At 48.2% G+C, this 15,907-nt stretch carries 15 protein-coding genes and 1 riboswitch; of the genes, 8 read left to right on the top strand and 7 right to left on the bottom strand.

Going from position 1 to position 15,907, the window contains the following annotated elements; all coding sequences use genetic code 11:
- Positions 1 to 78 precede the first annotated feature (78 nt).
- Complete coding sequence (locus ACG2E4_RS08065) at positions 79 to 726, bottom strand: hypothetical protein (RefSeq protein WP_395276223.1); 648 nt, start codon at positions 724 to 726, stop codon at positions 79 to 81.
- A 159-nt stretch (positions 727 to 885) separates the two neighbouring features.
- Complete coding sequence (locus ACG2E4_RS08060) at positions 886 to 1,458, bottom strand: hypothetical protein (protein ID WP_395276221.1); 573 nt, start codon at positions 1,456 to 1,458, stop codon at positions 886 to 888.
- Positions 1,459 to 1,535: 77 nt separating this feature from the next.
- Between ACG2E4_RS08060 and ACG2E4_RS08055 the strand changes: the two genes are divergently transcribed.
- Positions 1,536 to 1,928, top strand: a complete 393-nt coding sequence (locus ACG2E4_RS08055; protein WP_395276220.1) for a hypothetical protein — start codon at positions 1,536 to 1,538, stop codon at positions 1,926 to 1,928.
- Between the two features lie 584 nt (positions 1,929 to 2,512).
- Positions 2,513 to 3,484 carry an integron integrase gene (locus ACG2E4_RS08050; protein ID WP_395276219.1) on the top strand — a complete coding sequence of 324 codons (972 nt, stop codon included), beginning with the start codon at positions 2,513 to 2,515 and terminating at the stop codon, positions 3,482 to 3,484.
- 371 nt (positions 3,485 to 3,855) lie between these two features.
- Here the strand turns inward: ACG2E4_RS08050 and ACG2E4_RS08045 are convergent, their stop codons facing one another.
- Positions 3,856 to 4,326 (bottom strand): DUF456 domain-containing protein, encoded by a 471-nt coding sequence (locus tag ACG2E4_RS08045; protein ID WP_395257669.1) that lies wholly within the window; start codon positions 4,324 to 4,326, stop codon positions 3,856 to 3,858.
- A 592-nt stretch (positions 4,327 to 4,918) separates the two neighbouring features.
- Here ACG2E4_RS08045 and ACG2E4_RS08040 point away from each other — a divergent pair.
- Positions 4,919 to 6,613, top strand: a complete 1,695-nt coding sequence (locus ACG2E4_RS08040; RefSeq protein WP_395257667.1) for a peptide MFS transporter — start codon at positions 4,919 to 4,921, stop codon at positions 6,611 to 6,613.
- 275 nt (positions 6,614 to 6,888) lie between these two features.
- Entirely contained in the window at positions 6,889 to 8,145 is a 1,257-nt protein-coding gene (locus ACG2E4_RS08035) for an MFS transporter (protein ID WP_395257665.1), read from the top strand.
- 612 nt (positions 8,146 to 8,757) lie between these two features.
- Here the strand turns inward: ACG2E4_RS08035 and secG are convergent.
- Positions 8,758 to 9,162 carry a preprotein translocase subunit SecG gene (secG, locus tag ACG2E4_RS08030; RefSeq protein ID WP_395276218.1) on the bottom strand — a complete coding sequence of 135 codons (405 nt, stop codon included), beginning with the start codon at positions 9,160 to 9,162 and terminating at the stop codon, positions 8,758 to 8,760.
- A gap of 143 nt (positions 9,163 to 9,305) precedes the next feature.
- Here secG and ACG2E4_RS08025 point away from each other — a divergent pair, with 143 nt between their 5' ends.
- Positions 9,306 to 10,202: a mechanosensitive ion channel family protein gene (locus ACG2E4_RS08025; RefSeq protein ID WP_395257661.1), complete on the top strand. Its 897-nt coding sequence runs from the start codon at positions 9,306 to 9,308 to the stop codon at positions 10,200 to 10,202.
- Positions 10,203 to 10,345: 143 nt separating this feature from the next.
- Here ACG2E4_RS08025 and ACG2E4_RS08020 read toward each other — a convergent pair whose 3' ends face one another.
- Positions 10,346 to 11,017 carry an SOS response-associated peptidase gene (locus ACG2E4_RS08020; RefSeq protein WP_395276217.1) on the bottom strand — a complete coding sequence of 224 codons (672 nt, stop codon included), beginning with the start codon at positions 11,015 to 11,017 and terminating at the stop codon, positions 10,346 to 10,348.
- A gap of 80 nt (positions 11,018 to 11,097) precedes the next feature.
- On the opposite strand from ACG2E4_RS08020, the gene ACG2E4_RS08015 reads away from it, so the two are divergent.
- Both ACG2E4_RS08015 and ACG2E4_RS08010 read left to right on the top strand, forming a co-directional pair.
- The gene (locus tag ACG2E4_RS08015) at positions 11,098 to 12,003 is read left to right on the top strand and encodes a lysostaphin resistance A-like protein (RefSeq protein WP_395276216.1); all 906 of its coding nucleotides are present in this window, start codon (positions 11,098 to 11,100) and stop codon (positions 12,001 to 12,003) included.
- A gap of 131 nt (positions 12,004 to 12,134) precedes the next feature.
- A complete protein-coding gene (locus tag ACG2E4_RS08010; RefSeq protein ID WP_395276215.1) occupies positions 12,135 to 13,517 on the top strand; it encodes a DEAD/DEAH box helicase in 1,383 nt (460 codons plus the stop codon).
- Between the two features lie 122 nt (positions 13,518 to 13,639).
- On the opposite strand, the gene ACG2E4_RS08005 is transcribed toward ACG2E4_RS08010, so the two are convergent.
- The gene (locus tag ACG2E4_RS08005) at positions 13,640 to 14,866 is read right to left on the bottom strand and encodes an aminotransferase class I/II-fold pyridoxal phosphate-dependent enzyme (protein ID WP_395257653.1); all 1,227 of its coding nucleotides are present in this window, start codon (positions 14,864 to 14,866) and stop codon (positions 13,640 to 13,642) included.
- A gap of 201 nt (positions 14,867 to 15,067) precedes the next feature.
- Complete coding sequence (locus ACG2E4_RS08000) at positions 15,068 to 15,304, bottom strand: hypothetical protein (protein ID WP_395276214.1); 237 nt, start codon at positions 15,302 to 15,304, stop codon at positions 15,068 to 15,070.
- A riboswitch (Fluoride riboswitch) is annotated at positions 15,301 to 15,375 on the top strand. It overlaps the preceding gene by 4 nt.
- A gap of 28 nt (positions 15,376 to 15,403) precedes the next feature.
- On the opposite strand from ACG2E4_RS08000, the gene crcB reads away from it, so the two are divergent.
- Positions 15,404 to 15,787: a fluoride efflux transporter CrcB gene (crcB, locus tag ACG2E4_RS07995; RefSeq protein WP_395276213.1), complete on the top strand. Its 384-nt coding sequence runs from the start codon at positions 15,404 to 15,406 to the stop codon at positions 15,785 to 15,787.
- The last annotated feature ends 120 nt before the right edge of the window (positions 15,788 to 15,907 follow it).

Genomic DNA, 15,907 nt, shown 5'->3' with positions numbered 1-15,907 from the left:
GACCGGCTACCGCTGGATCTGAATCGCAACCCCTGATGGGGCTAGCCCCATCAGGGGTTCAATATAACAGGACAGAGTTTAGTTTACACTACCTTGTTCTGCGGCATTACCTGATGCCATCGCTTTTAGTGAATCAGTAGTAACAAGTTTCATGTCGCTTAGATCATCCCAAGCTAATTCAACTAGTTGTTCTTTTTCTTCTAAATCAGGTTGGATTTTCTTTAGTGTACTCATTGCACTTGTTGCCATCATATTGCCTATTTCTACTCCTCGCTTACTTGCATAAGATCCAGGATCCTTGAAAATTTTGAGTAATAGGATATGAAGTGGAGAAATTTGATCAATGAACAGGAGAAAATAATGTTTTAGGTCAAAGTCAATTTCGTCATCTATTGCACTATTAATAACGACATTTCTTAGAGCATCTAACTTTTCTTTCTGATGATTTTGTAAAGTTAAGACAGTCGCTCTCGTGATAATTGCATTAAATTCTTCGTCATTTTGTAGTTCTTCTAAGTCTATTTTTTCTTCCTGTTCTAATTTTGCAAGTCTCTTGATTACATCTTTTTGCCATTCTTTCTGCTTTTTCTCATGGAGTGGTGTAACCAATGCTCTAAATGTTTCATAGACTGACCCGCCACCAGGTATTAAACTGGATATAACTTTAGCAGTTTTATCAATCGCTTCACTTTTTTCTATTTCTTTCTTTTCTCTCAACTCGTCCATGATGGCTATATTTTTTTGCAAGAACTCTAACGACCTACGGGATAAGCGGCGCAATGCGCTCCCCGAAATTATCGATGAATTAAATAGTAGCTCAAATCTTCAAATCAAGCAAGGTCAGGGCGAGTTGCGTCCGCTTGATGCCGTGGTTATACGCAAACTCTATTGTTGGATTTTGTTATCTAGGGCCTTCAGTAGCCTAGGTCCAATTTCCATAGCCCAGTCTGCTGCCCGACTATCAACATCAGCTCCATGAACTGCAGCATTTAGTGTTCCTATCAGATCTTCTAAAATTGATCTTTCTTCATTAGTCAATATTTCTCTCTGACTAAGTAATCGCATCAACCTTCCAACACTGCTTCTTCTGATATCGACATCTGCAGATTCAGCTAATTTAACTAAACGACTTTCAATTTCAATTCGAAGACCAGCAAGAGCTAGATTAGCATCCTCATCGGCTACGAGTTGAAAAGAATATTCAGGCCCGTCTTCTGACTCTGCAAGTAGACCAGCTTTCCCAGCACGTTCTTGCGCTTTAAGCAGTTCTTGGAATTCAAATTTCCAACCACCTGGTAATTCAACTGATTTAAAAAGTGGAGCTAGCCAAGGAATAATAGCTATCATTATCAACGTCAAAGTAATTGCATCAATTTTTAAATCTGGCCAGATCAAATGAGCAATAGCTATTAGAAGTGCTCCAGCAGTTATAGATATTTGTATAGCTCTAGCTGACATGGAATTAATTTATGTTTGCGTATAACGACATGGCGCATAACCTGCGGGCATTACAATTATAATTTAATCTAAAAGCTATGAGTGACAAACAAGTCAAAAGTGAGCGATTATTTACAATTAGTGATATTCGAAGAGCTTATTTCGATGGAGCTTTAAGCGAAATAGGAAAAGATGAACACGATCTTGAGTATGAGAAATATGAGGATTTGGAAGTTGAGGCAGATAGATATGGTACTGCAAGAGCGAACGCTTTGACCGAGGACGGGGCGAGGCCCGTCCGAGTTAATGCGCTGGTTAGTTTGCTTACGGAGCTGCGGAGCCACTGGGTGGAAGATCGTGACGAAAAGACCTATGGGAGCCCACAATGGATGGGCAAGCACCAGGGCGTTTATGCCTTAGACGAGGCAATTAAAACGATTAAGGCAGGAGAGCTAAAAAGGTACAAAGATGAAGGCATTACCATACCGTAAGCGAACTAACTTAAACTTATATCAACAAGCATAATAGCATATAGTGTTATGTGCAAGTGTGGTGTCCGGGTTAAGAGGAATAAGCACCTGTTATCATAAAATATTATGTCAAGAGATGCAGCATAAGGTCTTGATGTAATATCAAATTATTTTGTAAGGAATTACGGGTCTATCGGTCTATTGAGTAGAGGGTACTGTTGGAATAGAAAAACGCAGGTTTTTATTATCCACTAATACAAGAGAATTCAAGTTCGGGGAATCCCAAAAAAGTCTACGTGGCTTTTTGAATGAAAAGCTCTTCATTATGCTATGTCCCGCTGGGTAAGCGCTGGGAACTGGATTTATAACAAACTCTTCATTAACACCATCAGTAATGTTTTACAATCTCATAATCCGATTCAACTTTTAAATAAACAGCAACAAAGAGGCTTTGAAAAAACGGGCTTTTGTCCGGTATCCAAGCTTCAGCGAATTCGAAACCGCTTTTTATCCATTACAAGTGAGGAATCGGAATTCGCGAACATACCGAGATTGGGCAAAAAACAGTTTCAAAGTCCTCAACAAAGAGAAAAGAGAGGCGCGGTATGTCAAAATCTTCACTGCTGAGTAGACTCAAAACCGAAATCAGGCGCAGAAACTACAGCTACCGAACCGAGCAGGCCTATACTTCGTGGATTGTACGGTTTGTGAAATTCCATAATCTGACCCATCCAAAGGACATGGCGGAACCAGAAGTAGTAGCCTATCTTAACTACCTGGCGGAAGATCGTAACGTGGCGGCATCAACGCAGAACCAGGCGCTGTGTGCTATTCTTTTTTTGTATAACCATGTGTTGGAAGATCCCCTGGAGGAGATGATGGACTTTACGCGGGCACAGAAACCCCAAAAGTTGCCGGTGGTTCTGACCCGTAGTGAAGTGCAGAACGTATTGGCACATATGGAAGGGGTCCCCGGTCTGATAGCCCAGTTGCTGTATGGGGCCGGACTTCGTATTTCGGAATGTCTGCGTCTGCGGGTGCTGGATCTCGATTTTGAATACAACCAGATTCAGGTTCGTTCCGGCAAAGGGAAGAAAGATCGTATTACCGTACTTCCCCAAACCTCGAAACAGCAATTAAAGGAACAGGTGCAAAGGGTGAAATTGATTCACAAAAAAGATGCAGCTGCCGGCTATGCTGAAACGCTTCTCCCCAAAGCGCTGAGTAAAAAGTATCCCAATGCAGCAGCAACATTGAAATGGCAGTACCTGTTCCCCTCTCCCAGGCGCTCCAAAGATCCCCGGTCGGGACTGGTGCACCGCCATCACCTGTCAGACTCTACCATCCAGCGAAAAGTGAAACAGGCGGTCAAAAAGGGAGGAATCAACAAGCACGCCACCTGCCATACGCTGCGCCACAGTTTTGCAACTCATTTACTGGAAGATGGCTATGATATTCGTACCGTACAGGAGTTGTTGGGCCACAAGGATGTTAAAACAACCATGATATACACCCATATTATCAGGAACAAAGGAAGTATCGTCAAAAGCCCGATCGACAAGCTGCAGGCGGTTTAAGTAAGTGGAATATAGAGACAAGGATCAACTGTGCTGATATAAAATGGTATATCTCAGAGTTTTCCCAGCAAATATTGCCTCAACAGTTTCACATTGTAAATAACGTCAACTCGGGATGTGAATGACCCAAAATAAGTTTATTGCTGTACGGCCTCTCCGGCCGTTGAAATTTTTGTTGGTACAGTGACCGTAGTTGGAGCGTAAAGAAACAATTAATACCTCTGTTCTGGCGCAAGCGTCTCGCTTGAGCCTTTGGTTGATCCGTGGATAGTACGAGCGAACGCCCGCACCAGATTAAGATCAAGTTCCATGGTTTTAGCTCCGGCGAAGGGAAACGTAACGTTATAGAGTAACCCTAAATCATCCTACTGTTATAAATGGCTGAAAAAGTAATAACCCATCATGGCTGCAGCAATGACTTTCAGCAGAATACTTGCCAGGAGTCCGGCAAACGAACCCAGGGCCGACTTAAAGGCGCGGTCGGTCGTTTTACCGGCAATCAGCTCACCGGCAAAGGCTCCGAGCAGCGGACCGGCAACAATGCCGGCAGGGGGAAAGAAAAATCCTGCCAGGAGTCCCACAATACTACCCCATATTCCGTAGGCAGAGCCGCCGAACTTCTTGGTTCCATAGGCGGGAATAACGTTGTCAAGCACCATCAACACAACCACAATAATGGCCCAGGTAATCATAAACTGCAGGCTAAAAGGGGGCGTCGTTGTGAGCTGCAAAGCCAGCAGTCCCGCATAGCTAAAGGGGAGGCCCGGCATAATTGGTAAAAAGGATCCCACAAATCCCACAATAATCAGGATGGTGCCAATAGCAATAAGCAGCGTTTCCATTGTAGTCAGGTTAGACGGTTAAACTTGTATTCCCGGTTCACGTGCAGGCAGTACCGCAGGTTTCATCACATACAACAGCCACGTTAAGGATACGGATGGCTCATCGTTAAAGCCAGCCTGCATTTCATGGAGTAAATGTCCCGATAGATGCAGATGATGTGGCACCGGCGTTACGACCTCGAAGTTACTTAACGTCAAGTCGGGGTAAGAATGTCCAAAAACATTTATTTTATTGCTGCTATCGTTCCGGCCTTCGAAATTTTTGTTGATTGAGTGACCGCAACAAAAATTTCACCAGCCGGCGATGGTTGCAGGTTATTTTTTCGTCACATAATATGAACAGTAACAACACGGACTTGTTGACAAGAAAACGCTGGCTCTGCCAAATTCTTAAACCAGGCTCATATTATTTAATTCACAGTAGCTTCCCACAAATATCATGCTGTAAAGTTACCCAATATGGACCCCTCTCTGATCAAAATTGGCACTTGTACCGGCTTTTCAGGTTGCTTCACTATAGCGGTTTAATTATCATGAACGCGTCTGTCTGTGGTATCCGTCGGAACAGCAATTCGAATGAAAACATACGTATATGGGAAATGGACAAGCAGGAGGTACAATAGACGCACAGAGGAAAGATTTTTTCGGCCATCCAAGGGGACTTTCCACGCTGTTTTTTACTGAATTGTGGGAGCGATTCAGCTATTACGGCATGCGGGCGCTCCTGGTCCTTTTTATGACGGCCGAAGCGATCGGCAGCAACCCGGGCCTGGGATTCAGTGTCGGCAAGGCCACGGCTATTTACGGGCTCTACACCTTTTTTGTGTACGTCCTTTCGCTGCCGGGCGGCTGGGTGGCCGATAAACTCTGGGGTCAGCGTAAAGCGGTTTTTGTGGGAGGCTGCATCATCGCCGCCGGGCATTTCAGCATGGCCATACCCACGCTGCCGTTCTTTTATCTCGGCCTGGCGCTTATCGTCATCGGCACCGGGCTGCTAAAGCCCAACGTCAGTTCCATGGTTGGCGACCTCTATCCCGAAGGGGGCGCCCGCCGCGATGCCGGTTTTTCCATCTTTTACATGGGTATCAACTTTGGAGCCATATTGGGTCCCCTGCTTTGCGGGTTGCTGGGCGAAGGCTACAACTGGCATTACGGCTTTTCACTGGCAGGCATCGGCATGGTGCTTGGGCTGATCTCCTATAAGGTTGGTGGAAAGTTTCTGGGAGATGCCGGGGAGCTTAAGATCGATGAGCCGCAGGAAAAGATCGACAGGCGGGGCCGGCGCTTCTACGGGATGGTCTCTCTCATAGCTGCAGGGCTGGTGCTGTTTGGATTCCTGGTGACTTCCGGCGCCATCCAGGTAACGCTCGAGGCGATGGCGGGTTACCTGGGATACGCAGCCGTCCTTATCACCGTACTCTTTTTTGGATACATTATCTTTTTTGGGGGACATACCACCGAAGAAAAGAAGAAGCTCGGGGTTATTTTCTGGCTTTTTATCCTGGCCGCCCTCTTCTGGAGCGGTTTTGAGCAGGCGGGTTCATCCCTGAACCTTTTTGCCCAGGATCTGACCGAGCGCAACTTCGGTCCCAGTTCCTTTTTGGGTGGATACGGCTCCGCATTGATCACATTTCTTATAGCACTTCCGGTTGGATACACCGTATTTCGCGTTTTTAAGCGCGATGACCTCTGGTCGCTCGCCAAATGGGTGATCGGCATCTCTTCGGTGGGAATCCTAATCTTTTTATACTGGCTGTTGAATCAAATCGGCACCGGGTGGGAAACCCCGGCCAGTACGCTGCAGCTTATCAACCCGACCTTTATCGTCATATTTGCACCGATTTTCGGCTGGCTGTGGACCTGGCTGGCTACGCGCGACCAAAATCCGTCGATACCGGTAAAATTCGGCCTCGGCCTTCTGGGCCTGGCCGCCGGATTTTTTGTGCTCTCCTGGGGGGCAGCCAATGCAAGCCCGGAGGCCCCGGTCTCGGTATCGTGGCTGGTGGTCACCTATTTCCTGCATACCTGTGGCGAACTGGCACTGTCGCCGGTGGGCCTTTCATCCATGACCAAGCTGGCCCCCCAAAGCCGGGTCAGCCAGATGATGGGTGTGTGGTTTGTCGCCGCCGCGCTGGGCAACCTGTTTGCCGGCATCGTGGCCGGCCAGTTGGAAACGCTGGCACCGAGCAGCCTCTTCTGGAGTGTGGCCATGTTCGTGGGCGGTGGTGGTATTATCGCACTGCTGGCCAGTCCGGGCGTTAAAAAGCTGATGGGCGATGTGGAATAATTTAATCCGGTTATATGTAAACATAACATATTTTTGCAATCCCGAAGGTCATAGTCAACAGGGCTGCCCGTACTTTTGAAAAACCCTTCGTAAAATAATTTCAAAAAAATTGAATTCTTTAATGACTTTTCTATTTTAGATCATCATATTCAATGCGGATTAGCTTATCCATCAAATAATTTAATAAAAAGGGATTAGATTGCTGGGGATACAGCCTCTTATATATGTGGATGAGTGATAAACTGTGACTATAACTTTAGAACAAAACAAATAATATGAGCGAACAAGTAAACGAGCGAAGACTCTTTCTGGGAAGTTGTTTTGCACTAATTACTACGGCCTTTACGTTTGCCATCCGGGCTGGTATTCTACCGGAGTTGGGAGATCAGTTTGGGTTGACAGCACAACAACTTGGTTTTATTAATTCCATGTGGTTTTTTGGATTTCCCATTTCCATGGTGTTGGGCGGTATTTTTTATAACGCTATTGGTCCCAAAAGGATCATGCAATTTGCCTTTGTGGTACATACCCTGGGTATCGTCCTTACGATCTATGCCGGGGGATACACCACGCTGTTAATATCCACCCTGCTCATCGGACTTGGAAACGGTTGTACGGAAGCGGCCTGTAACCCGATGATTGCTGATGCCTACGAAGGCAACATGGTTGACAAAATGCTGAACCGGTTCCACATGTGGTTCCCGGGCGGTATCGTACTCGGCAGCTTAATTTCAAACTTTTCGACAGGCCTTGGTTTTGGCTGGGAAGCCCAGATGTGGATTATTATGATTCCGACAATTACCTATGCCGGTCTTTTCTGGGGACAAAAATTCCCTGAGCCCAAGCTGGAGGAGATGAAATCATTAAAAGAAAACGTCAAGGCACTCACCAATCCGGTGTTTCTATTCATATTCTTCTGCTTTGCGCTGACCGCTATCTCGGAGTTCGGTCCACAACAGTGGGTGGAAATTGTATTGGCTCAAAGTGGTGCAAGCCCGATGATTATCCTTGCGCTGGTCACAGGATTGATGGCCGTGGGACGTTTCTTTGCAGGACCTGTTGTGAAGGCGCTCGGTCAACCGGGAGTTCTGCTGGGTGGAGCTGTCTTTGCTACGATCGGTACGTACTTGTTTAGCGTTTCAACCGGTGTCATGGCATATGTTGCGGCCGTCTTCTTTGCTATCGGCATCTGTTACTTCTGGCCGGTAATGGTTGGCACGGGAGCCAAACGAGCACCCAAAACAGGAGCTCTCGGGCTTTCACTGCTGGGAGCAATGGGGATGTTCTCAACGGCTATTTTTCAACCGATTATCGGTGGCTGGATTGATTCCAATCGCGCCATGTATTCTGAACAGGGGCTTTCAGGCTCCGAACTGGAGTTGGCAGCCGGACAGGCGACCCTGGCCGATATGACGCTGTTCCCGGCCTCCCTGATCATACTGTTTACTATTTTTTACTTCTGGCAGAAAAAAGCGGATATCAAAACGGTTGATGAAATGGCGGCTGAGGAACCGGCACCCGAAGCTACATAATCGTTGCTTTTTATATGTTTAGGTTAAAAAGGTCCCGATTTCGCAATCGGGACCTTTTTTTAATGCCTGTTTTTGATCGTAAAGCCTCCTCAAAAAGTCTGGCAACTACTTGCGCAGGGGATGCACCAACCCTGCGGAATCGAATTGGCAACGTCCTTGAGAAGGGACCCAACATGGAGACAAGTAATCAGCTTTCTTGTAGAAAAGATGCAATGTTTGGAATAGAGAAGGGCGTTCAGTCCAAACACGAACGCCTGCACTTACAGTGCGGGAGTATTCAGGTCACATAAGAAGGAACACCTCCATCCAGGAGAAAGAGCGACCTTGAGTTTTTGAGGATGCCCGAGGTGCTAGAAATGAGTGGTAAAACTTCCCTCAAATGAGGGGGCGGGGCTTACAGTCATACGTTCTTGATCAAATGTTGAGCAAGAAATGCGTAGACCTGCTGCAAAGCGTCTCACCCCGATGATAAATTGGATATAAAAAACCTCCAGGGTTTTAAAACCCTGGAGGTTTGAAAGTACCAGAGAGATAAAATTAATACTCGTCGCACCCATTCGGGGGGTTTTGCGCAAACAGCATCAGGTTCCGGAAGTTCAGGGTATACAACCCTTAATTGTCTCCGCCACCGTTGTTGTCAGCGCCGCCCTCACTCTGGGTGTTACCTTCGTTTTGTGGCAGTTCCGGCACCGCAGAAGGTGTTTGAGACGGGTTGTTCATGTTGTCCTGTACCGGCTGTTCAACGCCGCTCTGCTGTACGGCACTTTCAGCAGGACCTTCATTATCGATCGCAAAGTTGGCCAGCACAGACAATGCCAGCAGTGCGCCGGCTAGTACGGAAGTGGATTTCGACAACAGATCGGCGGCGCGCCGTGCGCCAAGTCCGCCTCCTCCCGCCATTCCGCCGGCTATTCCGCCGCCGGATAGTCCCTGCCCCTGGCCGGGTTGCAACAGTACTACAATCGTTAGAAGTACGCTGATGATGACGATTAGTGTAATGATTATGGTATAAAGCATAATATCTTTGATTCTTTATTCAGAGCCACAAAGTTAGGCAAAATCCTGTTCTATCACAATGTGTGTGAGAACTAAAATTTTGCATTCAGCCTGATGGTAATTTATTGTACATTGGTATTCTTCCCAATTTGAGTGAATCGATCATGGATTTTCAGGATTTTTTGGACAGGTTTGGCAACAGCATCAGCACCTCGTCGGGGGTAACCCTGCAGGTAATCGAGTCTGTTGCAGTGGTGTTGGTGCTCTGGCTGATCCGATTTTTTATAATCCGCATTGTGAACCGGAATGTTAAGGACACCGCGGTTCAATACAAGTGGCGGAAGAACCTGACCTATTTTATCGTTTTCCTGGGGACTTTTATTGTGGGGCGAATATGGTTTGAAGGGCTCCAGTCCGTAGCCACTTTCCTGGGACTGCTCTCTGCCGGTTTGGCCATCGCCCTGCGTGATCCTGTAACCGATTTTGCGGGATGGATTTTCATCATTTGGAGGCGGCCGTTTGATGTGGGAGACCGGATCCAGATTGGAGACACAAAGGGTGATGTTGTGGATACACGCGTGTTTAAATTCACCGTGCTGGAAATCGGCAACTGGGTACATGCCGACCAGAGTACCGGCCGTGTTATCCATATTCCCAATCACAAGGTGTTTACGGAACCACTTGCCAATTATACCAGCGATTTTGAATTTATCTGGAATGAACTGGAAGTGCTGGTCACATTCGAGAGCAACTGGAAAAAAGCCAAAGATCTTCTCCAGGAGATAGCGGACAAACACCTGCAGGATTCAGTTACGGATGCCGAGCAGCAGGTCAAAAAAGCGAGCAAATCCTACCTGATTCATTATCGCTACCTGACGCCCATCGTGTACACAGATGTAAAGGACAGCGGGATCAACCTCACTATTCGCCACCTATCCAACCCGCGCCGCCGCCGGAGTGTCGGGCAGTCGATCTGGGAGGATATCCTGACGGAATTTGAAAAGGAGGAGGACATCGAGCTGGCCTATCCCACCATGCGTATCTACAAGCAGGGAGAGTGAAGCCGGGTGCTTCCGGCTTGTCATCTTTATTTCAAACCGTTGGTATTGCACGCAGATACCGGAAAATGCCAGGCGTAAAGCAGAAATGATGAGTATTCCCAAAAAAATCACCAGCTGGGAACTATGAACGACGACTTTTGAGATTACTTGGGTATTGGCTGGATCAGCTCCGGGTGGTTGTTGTCGGGGTCGTTGACCTCTTCGGTCACCCGGTTTACCGCCATTTCAGTGAGATCCAGCGGCTTGAGTATCGCTGATTCTGCAGCTATCTCGGGGCCCCCTTCGCCAAGCCAGGCCGAATAATGTTCCGGTCGTATGATGACCGGCATCCGGTCGTCCACCGGTTGAACAAGGGCGTTGGCCTCGGTACTGATCAGTGCGAACGAGTATACATCGCGCCCGCTGCTCGACTGCCAGACAGAGTACAGGGCTGCCAGTCCCATCACCTCGTTTGAGAGCAGGCGAATATAAAACGGGGTGCTCTTCTTTTCACCTGTTTTCCACTTGTAGAACCCGTTGGCGGGTACGAGGCATCGGCGCTGTTTGAACGCTGTTGCATACTTCTCATCATTCAGGGCCTCCACCGGGAGGGTAAGATTTTGCTGACCCTCCTTTTCATTTTCAGCCCCCTCGGGTATAAGTCCCCAGTGGAAATCATAGATTCTGCGATTCCCCTCTTCATAAAAAATTGCAGGGACCCGGGTACCCGGTGTTATGTTGTAGTTCGGCTCAAAGTAGTCGTCGCGCTGGGTCGTTACACCAAAAGCGGTTTCCACCGTCTCTTTGGAAGCGTGCAGTACAAATCGGTCACTCATAAAAAAGTTTGTTCTTTTAGGATGAAATCCTAGGTTAGGACACCTACAACTTATATTCAACATTAAATGTTTCTCAGTTGATGAATATATTCTATAATTTTGAGGAGCAACGCCTCAGGGCGGGATGGCGGCTTTTACTCCAGTTTTTGCTGATGATCTTCCTGCTTTATGCTGGCCAGATGCTCATTTCATATGGAACCGACCAGCCGGGATTTTTACTGGGGCGCCTCCCCGGTGCTTTCGCTTTTGTGCTCAGTACGTGGATCGCCGTTCGTTTCCTGGACAACCGCCCGTTTGCTGCTCTGGGTTTGGCATTCGACAAAAGATGGTGGAGCGAGCTGGGCGTTGGTATCGGCATGGGAGCGCTCGCCATGGGATGTATTTTTGTACTTCAACTGCTGATGGGCTGGCTCACGTTTTCCGGTTTTGGCTGGGAGCGGGCCTGGAGCGTGGCTTACCCGCTGCCGCTGCTGGGGTACCTGGCGGGGATGCTGCTTGTGGGATTTTACGAAGAGCTGATGTTTCGCGGCTACCAGATTACAAATATGATCGAGGGGTTTTCGTATTCCCAAAAATCATATACAACAGCGGTATTTTTGGCCATTGCTGTTTCATCCATCCTGTTTGGAATTATGCATGCCGGAAATCCCAATGCCAGTGCGGTTTCAACCGTAAATATTATTCTTGCGGGTATTGTACTGGCTCTGCCCTACCTTTTTACCGGGAGCCTGGCACTTTCCTGCGGTATTCATGCGGCCTGGAATTTTTTCCAGGGGGGCATTTTCGGCTTTCCGGTCAGTGGCAGCCCCTCCCGCAGCTCCCTGCTGCAGGTGAATGAAACGGGACCCGACCTGTTTACGGGGGGACGTTTTGGTCCGGAGGCGGGATTACTGGGTCTCATCGGCTTGTGTTTAATTGTATTGATGACGTACCAGTATATCCGGGCTGAGGGGTATACCCTGGGATTGCATGACAATTTTAAGTGAGCCATACGTTATCACTTTGAGGGATGTGAGCAAAGTATATAAGTTTTGTATATTCCCGCGTGTTGAGCGCTCGTTTGCATTTGAAGCGAGCTGAACGGAGTAAATGCTAACAAAAAAAGAAGGTGAGTACTTTGACGTTTGATGAAATGAATCTGAGCCCCGAACTGATGAGCGGGCTTCGAGATGTGAACTACCAGGAACCAACAAAGATTCAACAGTCGGTAATTCCGCTGGCCGTAGAAGGGAAAGACGTCCTTGTAAAAGCAACCGATGATGACAAGGGAAAATATGGTTCTTTTATCATACCGGCCCTTGAAAGAATTATCCAGACGAAGGATGATGAGGCCGAAAAGGGAACCCAGGTGCTGGTGTTGACGCCCAACCACGAAGATGGCCAGAAGATCGATGAACTCTTTTGGGCCATGGGATATCACGCCCAGGTGGAATGTGCGACTGTGGGACTTGACGGGAAGCAGGAAGAGCAGGAGCAGGAGGTAAAGGAGGGCGTGCAGGTGTTGGTCGCCAACCCGGGACGACTCCTGAACATCCTGGAAGACAATCTTATGGTTCTCCGCGATGTAGAACTGTTGGTCATCGACAAGCTGGAGGATATTGTTTCTTACAACATGGGATCGACCATCAAGAATATTAAAAAGCGGCTCATGAGTGAGTTTCAGACCCTGGGATATGCCGCTGAATTCAGTGATGAGATCAAATCGCTGGCTGATTTTATCATGGATGAGCCTGAAGTCGTCGGGTTTGAGCAGGTACGCTCCAACGGACAGCTGGTGGAGGAGCCGCCGGAGGTGCCAAGCCAGTTGAAGCAGGGGTATATCAAAGTGCCCAACCGAATGAAGATCACCACCCTGATGGCTCATATCGATTCCAGCCCCACCGATACCTGCGCCATTTTTACGGCCTCCAAGCGGGGCACGGATCGACTCTACCGTGTACTCCGGAAGCGCAACTACTCAGCCACCAGCCTGCACGGCAAACTTTCTGACGAAAAGCGGGCCCAGCGCTTTGCCAACTTTACAAATGGCGATGTCCAGTTTCTACTGATCGCAGATATCTCTGCCGCCGAGCTTGACCTTGATAATGTAAAACAGGTTATAAATTACGATGTGCCCGGCGATCCCGATGAGTACCGGTACCGGGCCGGATTGGTCAGGGACGGCAAGGCGGGGCGTATTGTCTCATTGGTTTCAAAGCAGGACCGAAGTGATATCAATCAGCTGAAGAATGAGCTCGGCGAAGCACCCCAGGAGCTGCCCCTGCCGGATGAGGTGAAAAAGAAGGTCCGGGAGCGAAAGCAGAAGAAGGGCAAAAACAAAGGGCAAAACCGAAAAAAAGGGAAAAGAAGCCGCGGCAAACGAAGTAAAAAGCGCCAGAAAAGTAACGAGCTGGAGCTCCCAAAGCCAAGTTATGACAAATTGAGTGGAGGTCGCAAGGGAGAAAACAATGATGAAGAGAAGGGTGTGCTCGGCTTCTTTAAAAAGCTCTTTACCTCCTGAAAATATTTCTTTCCTAATGTCTGAATGAGCAAAGTAAAGTCGCGAACTAAAAAACCTCCAGGGTTTTAAAACTCTGGAGGTTTAATTGTATGTAAAGGTTCGCAAGTGGTTTTCAACCTGTCTTATGCTGATAAACGCTCACCTGCAGAGAATACCACATCCTTGATCGCCTCAAAGCCTTTGAGCGTTTTTTCGATATGCTCGTCGGTGTGAGCCGCAGTTGGGATGAGTCTCAACAGTACGGTGCCCTTTGGTACGACCGGGTAGGTAACGCCACTGACAAATACTCCGTGATCTTCACGCAACTGTCGCATAATGGTCTGGCACAAGTCTGTGCTGCCCTTGGTCAGAACCGGCGTTACGGGGCTTTCCGACGGCAGCACGTTGTAGCCGATATCGCGGAGTCCGTTCCGCAGATTCGTGGCATTTTCCCACAGCTGGTCGCGCCACTCGGGATGGTCCTTGATAAGCTGCAGCCGCTTGCGGGCCGATGTTACAATGGGCATGGGAACCGACTTGGCAAAAATCTGGCTCCGGGCATTGGCTTTCAGGAATTCAACCACACGAGGCTCGGTCGCCACAAAAGCGCCAATCAGGGCAACAGCCTTGGCAAACGTACCAAAATAGATGTCAATACCGTCATGGCATCCGAGAGCCGTACCGGTCCCTGAACCATCTTCCCCCATCGTGCCGAATCCGTGGGCGTCATCCACCAGCAGGCGGAACGGGTACTTTTCCTTAAGGGCGATCATCTCTTTTAAAATTCCGAGGTCACCGGTCATGCCGAACACCCCTTCAGTTACCACCAGTACGGAACCATTGGGTCCGAGATTTCGGTGGGCCCGCTTTAATTGTTTTTCAAAGCTTTCAACATCGTTGTGTTTAAAGACCGATTTGTCGCTCATCGCCAGCTGTTTCCCATCAACAATACAAGCGTGGCTCAGTTCATCATAAATAAGGTAGTCATTGCGATCTACCAGGGCGTGAATAACACTCATAATTCCCTGGTAACCATAATTAAGCAACAGGGCAGAAGGCTTGTGGGCGAAGTCAGCCAGTTCTCGTTCAAGGGCCTCATGTTCATCAGAGTTTCCCGTCATCAGGCGGGCGCCCATCGGTGCGCTGAATCCATATTTTTCGGCACCGTCAATATCAGCCTGCTGTACTTCGGGATGGCTGCCAACGCCGAGGTAATCGTTGACACTCCACACGATTACGTCGTTACCGTTAAATTTCATTACGGGCCCAATGGGACCTTCAAGTTTTGGGAAAGTATAATATCCATATCCATCAGAAGTGAACTCCCCAAGTGGACCTGGTCTGCCCTCCAATTTGTCGAATAAATCCATAATGCGTTACTATGTACTGTTATTTAGATTAGAAAAGTGAGCGTATGTACCATATCAGGCCTCCGAGGCCCTGTAAAAAGATGAAAAAAGGTAAGGAAAAATACCCTTTAATCAAAAAAGGGCAATGTTTCGCAAAGCTTGGATAAGGTATTAAAAAACAGTTGCTTAATATAACTTGCAATCAGCATTAAATGTAAAAGTTTATGCGGGCAGGGGAATGAAACTCTGGTCAACGGTAAACAGCGGCGACATTACAGGCTGGCGGTACTCTTTATCCGCGACTGCTTGAGCGTTTTCCAGGGTTAACTGGTCCCTTGGCGCGGCCAAAGATAAAGGGGTACTTAAATCGCAGGCGCTCCCCATTTCAGGTGCGGGGTGCTCAAAGGGATGGGGACCAATCTTGGCTAAATTCCCGCCGTTGGCTATTTTATGATTCAATTTACGGCGATGGAGTTCGCCTTTAACCGCTCCCGGTAAATAACGGCAGAGCTGATGACTCCTGTTCTGGCATTCAATGTAAACTCAAAAAGATTGTATATGTACAAGTTGTTGCTTGTCGGTGCGGGAGGTTTTGCCGGCGCCTGCCTTCGCTACCTGCTGGATGAAGCCACGTATTTTTTCATCAGCAAAGAGGCGTTTCCTGCCGGAACCGTCGTAGTCAATATCATGGGATGCTTCCTGATCGGTTATCTCGTCTCTCTTCTGGAGCTGAGGCACGTCTTCCCTGTAGAACTTCGGCTGCTGGTTCTTACCGGCTTTTTGGGGGCGTTTACCACCTACTCCTCCTTTGCGCTCGATACGTTTGTACTGATGGAGCGATCCGCATTCCTGAAAACCGGACTTTACCTGGCGCTGCAGCTCCTGGTGGGCATCGGGGCCGTTTGGGCGGGCATGGCGATCAATGGTTGGGGCGTTGAGTAGTTCTGGACACTGAATATTGCAGGCGGGCGCAGTACAACGGAACAGGCCGAATCATTTCTTGCCAAATAGGGGAATAAAGTGAGATATTCCAAGGCGGAAAAGATAGCGGATACAGTATCA

Origin of the sequence: Halalkalibaculum sp. DA384, from assembly GCF_043951955.1 — a bacterium.
GTDB lineage: Bacteria > Bacteroidota > Rhodothermia > Balneolales > Balneolaceae > JAMQKA01.
The sequence above is the reverse complement of the archived record's forward strand: the minus strand, read 5'-3'. Positions and strand labels throughout refer to the sequence as shown.